Here is a 9,761-nt window from a genome sequence, read left to right as displayed (position 1 = left end):
GCTGTGGGCCGCGCCGGCCGGGCCGACGTCGGCGAGCAGCGCGCGCCACAGGCGCGGCTGCCAGCGCAGTTCGTCGGCCACCGGCTGGGCACCGGCGCGGCCGGTGGCGATCAGGTCATGGCCTTCGGCCCAGCCGGCCAGCCAGTCGGCCCGGTAGACCTGGTACTGGTCGAACAGGTCGGCCAGGCGCTCGGCCAGCTGGTGGCGCTTGCGCAGGTCGGCATCGTCGGCGAGGAAGCGGCGCAGCGGCGCGAACACCTCCTCGGCCAGCAGCGCCGGCAACAGCCGCATCAGCCGCCAGACCAGCAGGGGCTTGTCGAAGGGCGAGGCCGCGGGCACCGCCTGCGCGCCCAGCACCGCGCGGTAGGCCTGCCAGATGAAGCCGGCCGGCAGCGCGGTCTGCAGGGCGGCGGCGATGCCGACGCCGCCCTGCCCGGCATYGCGCGCCAGCGAGAGCCTGAGCCACTGCGCCACGCCGTTGCTCTGCACCAGCACCCACTCGTCCTCCAGCGGCGCCAGCGGATGGCGGGCCATCCAGGCGACCATCAGGTCGCGCAACGCCTCCGGGTGGTTGCTGTGCACGGCCATGAAGCCGGGGGAGAGAACGGGGTCGGTCATTGCGCGGCGGGTCAGGACAGGGGCCGCAGAGACACGCCCATGTCCTGCCAATTCTGCGGGTGGCAGGTGAACAGCAGCACCTGGTGGCGCCGGGCGGCATCGAAGAGCACCCGCTTCATCTGCGCCAGGCGCGGGGCGTCGCTGTGCACCAGCGCGTCGTCGAGGATCAGCAGCGTGGGCCGGCCGGYCTGCTGCAGCAGGTCGGCGTAGGCGAAGCGGCTGATCAGGCCGAGCTGCTCGCGGGCGCCGAAGCTCAGGTCCTGCACCTGGCCCGACTCGCTCGCGCCGCCGGCCAGCGTGCGGCTCAGCATCCCGGGGGCGAGGCCGGCGTCGATCTGCACGCTGGCGCCCGGCAGCAGCAATGGCAGGTAGTGCTGCAGGCGCTCCTGCAGGGGCGCCTGCAGACGGGCCAGCGTGGCCTGGCGCTTGGCGTCGAGCTTGCTGCAGAGCAGGTCGAGCGCCTCGGCGCGGCGCTGCAGCTCGGCGTGGCGGCGCCGGGCCTGCGCGAGGCGGCCGGCGAGCGCGCCGCGCTGCTCCTCGAGGCCTTGCGCACCGGCCTGCTGCAGGGTGTTCTCGAGCAGCAGGATGTCCTCGCGGCGCTGCTGGTGGCTGCGCGTCATCTGCTCGATGCTGCGCTGCAGGCGGTCGATGTCCTGGGCCACGATGTCGGGCCGGGCTTCGCGCACCTGGGCGCTGGCCTGGTCGATCCGCGCGGCCAGCGCGGCGTGCTCGGCGCCGGTGGCCAGCAGTTGCTGCTGCGCCTCGGCCTGGCGCTGGGTGCGGGCCGGATCGGCCAGCGCCGCCTGGGCCGCGGCATGCTCGTGCTGCGCGGTGCCGTGGAGGCTCTGCGCGGCGGCCTGCCGGCGTTGCGCCTGGGCCAGCGCGGCGGCGGTGGCCTGTTCGGTGGCGGCCGCCGCATCCTGCTCGGCCTCGGCCCGGTCCGGCGGCAGCACGGACTCGGCCGGGGCCTCGGGCAAGCGCACCAGGACGTCCTGCGCCGTGCGGATGCGCGACTGCGCCTCGGCCTGCGCGCTGCGCAGCGGTTCCAGCCCCTTCGGCGCGACGATGGCGAAGGCCTGCTCGGCCAGCCGCATCTGCGCGTCGCGTTCGACGACCGCGCTCAGCCGCGCCTGCGCTTGCGCGAGGTCGGCCACGCCGAGCGCCAGCAGCGCGGCCTTCATCTCCTGCTGCGCCTCGGCATGGCCGCGGGCCAGCAGGGCCAGGTCTTCGCCGCCCGGCGTGATGGTCAGTTCACCGCCGCCGGGCAGCTGGAGCGTGGTCGGTGCGTCGAGCAGCCGTTCGCCGCGGGCTTGCAGCGCCAGGCTGTCGCCGTGGATTTGCAGGCCCAGGGTCTGGCCCTCGGGCAGGTTGAACTGCAGGCGCGTGGCCACGGCCTGGCGCCGCAGCGCGGCGTCGCGTTCGGCGCGGTCGAGTTCGAGCAGCCGCTGCACCTGGGCCTTGCCGATATGGGGCGCCTCGGCGGCACCGGCGCGCAGCGCGGCCAGGCGTTGCTGGGCCTCTTCGGCGCGCTGCAGCGCTTCGGCGCTGCGGACGAGCTCGGCCTGGGCCTGCTGCAGCTGCTGGCGCAGGCTGTCGCGCTGGCCCTCCTGGCGGGCGATGCGCGAAGCCTCCCGGGCCGCGTGGGCGCGCGAGCGGGCGGCTTCGGCGTGCTGGCGCGCCGCGGCCACTGCGGCATCGGCGGCCTGCAGCTGCAGGGCGGCCTGATCCAGCGCCTGCCCGCGGACGGCGGCGTCGGACTGCTGTCGGGCCAGCCCGTCGAGTTCCTTCGCGAGCAGGCCGCGCGTGCCCTCCAGTTGCTGCAGCCGGGTCCGATCGGCCTGGAGCTGCGCCTGGCTCGCCTGCAAGGCCTGCTGGCGCTGGCGGGCGGCCACCAGGTCCTGGCGCAGCGCCTCCCAGGGCTGGGCGGCTTCGTCGGACCAATGCTGCTGGCGCAGCGCGGCGAGCTGGTCGACCTGCTCGCGGTAGGTGGCGATCTGCGCGTCGAGCGCATCCGCTTGCGACTGCATGGCGCCGATCGACTCCGCGGCCTCGAGATAGGCGGCACGCGGCTTGCCGGTGCCGGTCAGCAGCTCGTTGCGCTGGGCGCGCAACTGCTCCAGCAGCTCGTCGCCGCCGGTGGCGGCCAGCGTCCCGATCGCGGCGCCGACCTGCCCTTGCAGCGCGTCGTGCAGATGGTCGCGGGCATGGCCCACGTCCAGCTCCTGGCCGGTGCCCTGCTCCACCCACAGCAGGCCGGGAATGCCCCAGTGCTCGGGCTTGCTGGCGCCCTTGCCGGCGAAGGCGAAACCGAAGCGCTGGGCGAGATGGTCTTCCGCCTCGGTGCCGTCGAGCGTGCGCACACCGATGCGCAGCGTGCAGCGCTTCTTGCCGAGGAAGCTCTTGACCAGCTGGTGCGGCTGGCCGTCGAGCACGAAGTCCAGCTCGACCTGCGGCGCCGCGCCGCTGCCCTCGCCCCAGGGGCGCAGGTCGTCGACCGCGGTGGAACGGTGGCGCTCGAAGAAGGCGGCGCGGATGGCGCGCACCAGCGTGCTCTTGCCGGCCTCGTTGGGCGCGCTGAGGATGTTGAGCCCGGGCTCGAAGCCGCGCAGCTCCAGCGGCTTGCGGAATCGCCGCAGTTGCTCGACGCGCAGGCGGGTGATCTGCAGGTTCATGCCGGCGCTGCCTCCATCGCGACGATCGGCACGGCCGGTGCGCGCTGGACCAGCGCCGCGGTCAGCAGGGCGAGCGCGTCCTGCGCGACCCGGGCCTGCGGATCGGTGCCGCCTTGGGCCTCGCGCAGCTCGGCGATCACCTCGCCCAGATAGCCGTCGGCCTGCAGGCCGGCGATGTCCTCGTCCGTGGGCACCAGCTGGAGGGCCGACAGGTCGGATTGCAGATGGCGCGCCCGCGCTTCCGCGCTGCCGACCGCGGCCTGCAGCCGCTGCCGGCCCGCCAGGTCGATCCGGCCCTGGACGCGCAGATCGACCACGTCCTGCGCATCGAGCCCGGCCAGCTGCGCCAGCAACGCATCGAGGTCGCTCGCGACGTGCAGGTGGGCGCCCAGCAGTTGCCAGCGGAACTGGCCGACGGCCAGAGGTGTCACCTGCGGCTCCGCACCCGGCGCCGCGATCTCCACCAGCAGCGCCTGGCCGGCCTCATTGGCCTTGAAGCGATCGGGCTCGGGCGTGCCGGCATACCAGGTGCGCCCGTCGATGCGCTTGCAGCCGTGCCAGTCGCCCAGCGCCAGGTAGTCGAGCCGGGCACTGGCGGCACGCTCGGCCGCCAGCGGATTCGCCGAATCGATGCCCTCGGCCAGGATGCCCTGCACGCTCCCGTGCGCGATGCCGATGCGCAGCAGGCCGGCCGGCGTCTCGGCGGCGTCGAACCAGGCCGTCAGGTCGTTGTAGGTGTGGCGCTGCGTCAGCGGCGCCGGCAGCACCGCGAAGCCCTGCGCTTCGAAGAGCCGAAGTTCGGGCGTCAGCAGCAGATGGGCGTTGGGCGGCGCGGCGCCGAGGCGCTGGGCGCGGGTCCAGACGCTCTCGGCCAGGGCGGCGTCATGATTGCCGGGGATCATCAGCCAGGGACCGCCATAGCCCGCCAGCGCATTGAACAGGCGGCGCACGGTGCGCTCCGACACGGTCTGTGCATCGAACACGTCGCCGGCGACCAGCACCGCGTCGACCTGCTGCTCGGTGGCGAGCGCGGCCAGGCGCTCGACCGCGGCGATGCGCGCCTCGGCCAGGATGGGGGCGTGCTCGGGATCGAAGGTGGCGAACTGGCGCCCGATCTGCCAGTCGGCCGTATGAAGGAAGCGTGTCATGGTCCGTGGTGCCTTTGCGCCATTACATCATCATTTTGATGACATAAAATTATCTTTTTGATCTTTTATGGTGACGATCAGGTTACCATCTGCGCAATGTCGCCGATCCCCCGCGCCCAGCTCGAACGCCTGTCGTACATCGACTTCCGGCTGTACTTCCTGGGCCAGCTGCGGCGCTCCGACCTGGTCTCGAAGTTCGGCATGGGGCCGGCCGGCGCGACCCGGGACATCGCGCAGTACCGCGAAGCGGCGCCCGGCAACCTCGATTTCGACGGCACCCGCAAGCTCTACCTGCCGAGCGCCTCGTTCACTCCGCTGTTCGACCACGCGCCCCAACGCGTGCTCAGCGCGCTGGCGCAGGGCTTCGGCCAGGGCGCCGCGGAAGACCTCTCGCCGCTGCTGCGCTGCGAGACCCCGGCCGCCCTCAGCGTCCCGCGCATGGCGGTGCTGGCGCCCGTGACCCGCGCCATCCACTGCGGCAAGGCGCTGCGGCTGGTCTATCACTCCCTGTCCGGCGAACCCGGCGAGCGCGAGCTGGTGCCTTTCGCGCTGGTCGACTCCGGCGTCCGGTGGCACGTCAGGGCCTTCGACCGGAAGTCCGCCGAATTCCGGGATTTCGTGCTGACGCGGATCGAGTCGCCGGTCGTGATCGAGGACAGCGGGGTCGGCCGCGAGGAAACCGCCGAGCACGACGTCCAGTGGAGCCGCATCGTCGAGCTCGAACTGGTGCCGCACCCCTCGCACCCGCGCCCCGAGGTCATCCGGCGCGACTACGACATGCCCGGCGGCGTACTGCGCCTCAAGGTGCGGGCCGCCAACGTCGGCCACATGCTCAGGCGCTGGAACGTCGATTGCTCGCCGGACCACAGCCTGCGCGGCCCCGAGTACGCCCTGAGCCTCACGGACCCGCTGGTGCTCTACGGCGCCGCGAATGCGCTGCTGGCGCCGGGCTACCAGGCGCCCGGGCGCGCCGGCCCCGGCTGATAAACTTCAGGGTTCCCGCCAACGCGACCACACCCCAGAATCCAGCCGCTGAAAGCCCGCATCGCGCCTGGGCTGCCGGGCATCGAACACAGAATCCATGGACTACCCCGGCAACATCTTCGTGGTCGCGGCGCCCAGCGGCGCCGGCAAATCGAGCCTGGTCAAGGCCCTGATGGAGCTCGACTCGGCCGTGCAGCCCTCGGTGTCGCACACCACGCGCCCGCCCCGCGGCCAGGAAAAACACGGCCGCGAGTACTTCTTCGCCTCACACCCCGAATTCGACGCCATGGTCGAGGCCGAGGCCTTCGTCGAGTGGGCCCATGTGCACGGCCAGCGCTACGGCACCTCCAAGAAGGCGATCGAGGAACGCATCGCCCAGGGGGCGGACGTGATCCTCGAGATCGACTTCCAGGGCGCGCTCCAGATCCGCAAGACCTTCGCCAATGCCGTGATGATCTTCATCCTGCCGCCGAGCTGGGAAGAGCTGCGCTCGCGGCTCGAGCGCCGCGGCGAGGACAGCGCCGCGATCATCGAACTGCGGCTCCAGAACGCCGCAGAAGAGATGGCGCGCGCAGGGGAATTCGACTTCGTTATAATCAACGAGGTATTTGAGCGCGCACTTTTCGACCTGAAAGCGATCGTCCACGCTCAGCGGCTGCGCTATTCCGCACAGCGCCGCGCACGCGCCGACACCTTCGCCGCGCTGAACATCCCCTGAAACGACCCCAAAGTCCGCCCACCGAAAGATCCTCATGGCCCGCATCACCGTCGAAGATTGCCTCGTTCACATCCCGAACCGCTTCCAGCTCGTGCTGGCCGCCACCTACCGTGCGCGCATGCTGAGCCAGGGCCACGCCCCGAAGATCGAAAGCAAGAACAAGCCGGCCGTGACCGCGCTGCGCGAAATCGCCGAAGGCAAGATCGGCCTCGAGATGCTGAAGAAGGTCCCCGGCTGAGAAGTTGATGCTCACATGCAACAAGGAAGCACCGTACGCGGTGCTTTTTTTGTGGGCGAATGCGTGGCACCGGCCGTCACGCTAAAGTGCACGCCATGAGCGCGGTCGTCAAGCCCCAGTCCGGGACACCTCCTGCCCTGCGGCCGAGCCCCGCGGCGCTGAATGCGGCCGCCGCCAGTTTCGCCGCCCTGACCGACCGGCTCGACTACCTGGTCCCCGAGGACATCGAGCAGGTCCGCCGCGCCTACCGCTTCGCCGACGAGGCCCACCTGGGGCAGCTGCGCAACAGCGGCGAGCCCTACATCACCCATCCGATCGCCGTGGCGGCGCAATGCGCCGAATGGAAGCTCGACGCCCAGGCGCTGATGGCGGCCCTGCTGCACGACGCGATCGAGGACTGCGGCGTCACCAAGTCCGAGCTGATCGAGCGCTTCGGCGCCCCGGTGGCCGAACTGGTCGACGGCCTCACCAAGCTGGACAAGCTGCGCTTCAACACCCGCGAGGAGAACCAGGCCGAGTCCTTCCGCAAGATGCTGCTGGCGATGGCGCGCGATGTGCGGGTGATCCTGGTCAAGCTGGCCGACCGCACCCACAACATGCGCACGCTGGACGATGCGCCGCGCGAGAAATGGGCCCGCATCTCGCGCGAGACGCTCGAGATCTACGCCCCGATCGCCCACCGCCTGGGCCTGAACCAGACCTACCGCGAACTGCAGGACCTGTCATTCCGGCACCTGCGGCCCTGGCGCTACTCGGTGCTGTCCAAGGCGGTGGCGAAGGCGCGCGGACGGCGCCGCGACCTGATCCAGAAGGTGCAGCAGGAAGTCGAGACCGGCTTTGCCGCCGCCGGCATGAGCGTGCGCATCGCCGGGCGCGAGAAGACGCTCTATTCCATCTACCGCAAGATGGACGAGAAGCACCTGAGCTTCGCCCAGGTCACCGACATCTACGGTTTCCGGCTGATCGTGCCGACCGTGATCGCCTGCTACACCGGCCTGGGCATCCTGCACCAGATGTACAAGCCGCTGCCGGGCAAGTTCAAGGACCACATCGCGATCGCCAAGCTGAACGGCTACCAGTCGCTGCACACCACGCTGGTGGGTCCGTCGGGTGTCAACGTCGAGTTCCAGCTGCGTACCGAGGCGATGCACGTGGTGGCCGAGTCGGGCGTCGCGGCCCACTGGCTCTACAAGGCGGCCGAGCCGGCCGCGGCGACCAGCGAGCGGCTGGGCGCCAAGTGGCTGCAGTCGCTGCTCGACATCCAGGACGAGACCCGCGACGCCGCCGAGTTCTGGGACCACGTCAAGGTCGACCTGTTCCCCGACGCGGTCTATGTCTTCACGCCCAAGAGCCAGATCATGGCGCTGCCGCGCGGCGCCACCGTGGTCGACTTCGCCTACGCGATCCACAGCAACATCGGCGACCACACCTCGGCGGCGCGCATCAACGGCGACCAGGTGCCGCTGCGCACCGAGCTCAAGAACGGCGACGTGGTGGAGATCATCACGGCGCCGGTGTCGACGCCCAACCCGGCCTGGCTCGGCTTCGTGCGCACCGGCCGCGCCCGTTCCAAGATCCGCCACTACCTCAAGACCCTGGCGCACGCCGAATCCGAAGGCCTGGGCGAGAAGCTGCTGGCGCAGGCGCTGCGCGCCGAAGGCCTGGGCAAGCTGCCCGACGACGACGCCGAGCACCAGGCGCTGTGGGAGAAGCTGCTGCGCTTCACCGGCAACCGGACCCGCTCCGAGYTCCTGACCGACATCGGACTGGGCAAGCGCATCGCGAGCATCGTGGCCAAGCGGCTGATGGCGCTCCTGGCCGAGCGCGGCGAGAAGCCCGACGCGCTGATGCTGAGCCGCGAACGATTCACCGCGCACGAGGGGGTGTCGCAGGGCGCGGTCACGCTCGACGGCAGCGAGAACTCCTCCGTGCGCTTCGCGCTGTGTTGCCGGCCGATCCCGGGCGACGCCATCGTCGGCTACCTCGGGCACGGCGAGGGCCTGGTGGTCCACACCGACGAATGCGGCGTCGGCCAGCGGCTGCGCTACAAGGACAGCGAGCGCTTCTTCGCGGTCGAATGGGCCGACGAGCCGGTGCGCACCTTCGAGACCGGCGTGGTGATCACGGTGCGCAACGACAAGGGCGTGCTGGCGCGGGTCGCGGCCACGCTGGCGGACGCCGAAGCCGACATCACGCACGTCGAGATGGCCGACGAGACGCCGCAGGATTCGACCGACCTGCGCTTCGTGATCGCGGTGCGCGACCGCACGCACCTCGATGCGGTGCTGCGCGCAGCGCGGCGCACGTCGTCCGTGCTCGCGGCGGCGCGGACCGTTCCGGCGCCCTAAATCTTCAAGTCGGCGCAGGGTAGCTGACCGACAGCACCTCGATCTCGTGCACGCCGCCGGGCGTCGCCAGCTTGACCACGTCGCCCTCCCTGGCCTTGAGCAGCGCCCGCGCGATCGGCGAGATCCAGCTGACCTGCGCCTGGGCGCTGTCGGCCTCGTCGATGCCGAGGATGGTGACCTCGCGTTCCTCGCCGTTCTCGTCCGCATAGCGCACGGTCGAGCCGAAGAACACCTGGTCGCTGCCATGGTGCACCGAGGGGTCGGTCACCTCCGCCACCTCGAGCCGCTTGGTCAGGAAGCGGATGCGGCGATCGATCTCGCGCAGCCGTTTCTTGCMGTAGAGGTAGTCGCCGTTCTCGGAGCGATCGCCGTTCTTGGCCGCCCAATGCACCGCCTCGACCACCTTCGGCCGCTCGTTGTCCATGAGGTCGAGCAACTCCGCGCGCAGCCGCCCATAGCCGGCCGGCGTCATGTAGTTCTTGCCGCCCGCGGGCAACGGCGGCAGCGCTGCGCCCTCGTCGTCGTCCGCGTCGCTTTCCTTCGTGAATGCCTTGCTCATGCTCCGATGGTTGTATCACAGCGAAAAGCTCAGTCGGTGGTGCTCAGCACCTCGCCGAAGCCCTGCCATTGCGTGCCCGTGAAGCGCGCCAGCTGCCCCTGCTTGACCAGGAAGAAGTCGGTCGGCGTGGTGTTCAGCGACATGCCCGTCAGGAGCAGCGGCAGCTTCAGGTTCTTGATGTTGGCCGCCTGCCTCATCACGTTCTCGCGCGTGAGATCGTTGCCGCACTGCTTGAGGATCTGGACCATGATCTGCGCCGCCAGGTAGGCGTACAGATTGGAGGCGTCCTTCGGGTCGCCCTCCTTGTAGTAGCGGCCCATGAAGGCGCGCCATTCGAGCATCGCCGGGTCGTCCTTCCACTGCGGGTCGTTCGGGTCCTTGTAGTACTGCAGCGTGAGCAGGCCGGTCGACTTGTCGAGTCCGGCCGGCGCCAGCACCGAGCCCACCGAGGCGCCGACGTTGTTGATGATGTGCAG

Annotated in this window: 9 protein-coding genes; 4 read left to right on the top strand and 5 right to left on the bottom strand. The window is 70.7% G+C overall.

Translation table 11 applies throughout. The features are described from left to right. From AC1D2K_RS21760 to AC1D2K_RS21750, 3 genes are all read right to left on the bottom strand, one after another. A partial coding sequence (locus tag AC1D2K_RS21760; protein ID WP_478090906.1) for an exodeoxyribonuclease V subunit gamma occupies positions 1 to 618 on the bottom strand: 618 nt, incomplete at its 3' end. Between the two features lie 11 nt (positions 619 to 629). Then, positions 630 to 3,290: an AAA family ATPase gene (locus AC1D2K_RS21755; protein ID WP_478090905.1), complete on the bottom strand. Its 2,661-nt coding sequence runs from the start codon at positions 3,288 to 3,290 to the stop codon at positions 630 to 632. Continuing rightward, positions 3,287 to 4,438 (bottom strand): metallophosphoesterase family protein, encoded by a 1,152-nt coding sequence (locus AC1D2K_RS21750; protein ID WP_478090904.1) that lies wholly within the window; start codon positions 4,436 to 4,438, stop codon positions 3,287 to 3,289. The genes AC1D2K_RS21755 and AC1D2K_RS21750 overlap by 4 nt, the downstream gene beginning before the upstream one ends. 96 nt (positions 4,439 to 4,534) lie before the next feature. Between AC1D2K_RS21750 and AC1D2K_RS21745 the strand changes: the two genes are divergently transcribed. The 4 genes from AC1D2K_RS21745 to AC1D2K_RS21730 all read left to right on the top strand — a co-directional run bounded on the left by AC1D2K_RS21745 (position 4,535) and on the right by AC1D2K_RS21730 (position 8,726). Further along, positions 4,535 to 5,422 (top strand): helix-turn-helix transcriptional regulator, encoded by an 888-nt coding sequence (locus AC1D2K_RS21745; protein ID WP_478090903.1) that lies wholly within the window; start codon positions 4,535 to 4,537, stop codon positions 5,420 to 5,422. A 97-nt stretch (positions 5,423 to 5,519) separates the two neighbouring features. After that, on the top strand, positions 5,520 to 6,140 hold the full coding sequence (gene gmk, locus AC1D2K_RS21740) for a guanylate kinase (RefSeq protein WP_478090902.1): 621 nt from the start codon (positions 5,520 to 5,522) through the stop codon (positions 6,138 to 6,140). Between the two features lie 34 nt (positions 6,141 to 6,174). Beyond that, complete coding sequence (rpoZ, locus tag AC1D2K_RS21735) at positions 6,175 to 6,378, top strand: DNA-directed RNA polymerase subunit omega (RefSeq protein ID WP_019656435.1); 204 nt, start codon at positions 6,175 to 6,177, stop codon at positions 6,376 to 6,378. Between the two features lie 95 nt (positions 6,379 to 6,473). Beyond that, complete coding sequence (locus AC1D2K_RS21730; RefSeq protein WP_478090901.1) at positions 6,474 to 8,726, top strand: RelA/SpoT family protein; 2,253 nt, start codon at positions 6,474 to 6,476, stop codon at positions 8,724 to 8,726. Between the two features lie 4 nt (positions 8,727 to 8,730). Here AC1D2K_RS21730 and greB read toward each other — a convergent pair whose 3' ends face one another. Both greB and AC1D2K_RS21720 read right to left on the bottom strand, forming a co-directional pair. Then, positions 8,731 to 9,285, bottom strand: a complete 555-nt coding sequence (greB, locus tag AC1D2K_RS21725; RefSeq protein WP_478090900.1) for a transcription elongation factor GreB — start codon at positions 9,283 to 9,285, stop codon at positions 8,731 to 8,733. Between the two features lie 29 nt (positions 9,286 to 9,314). Further along, positions 9,315 to 9,761 (bottom strand): ABC transporter substrate-binding protein (locus tag AC1D2K_RS21720; RefSeq protein WP_478090899.1); only part of this gene is annotated, 447 nt, incomplete at its 5' end.

The sequence above is a fragment of the Variovorax sp. P1_H12_2 genome (genome assembly GCF_056405335.1).
This window is presented reverse-complemented; position numbering and strand designations above follow the sequence as displayed.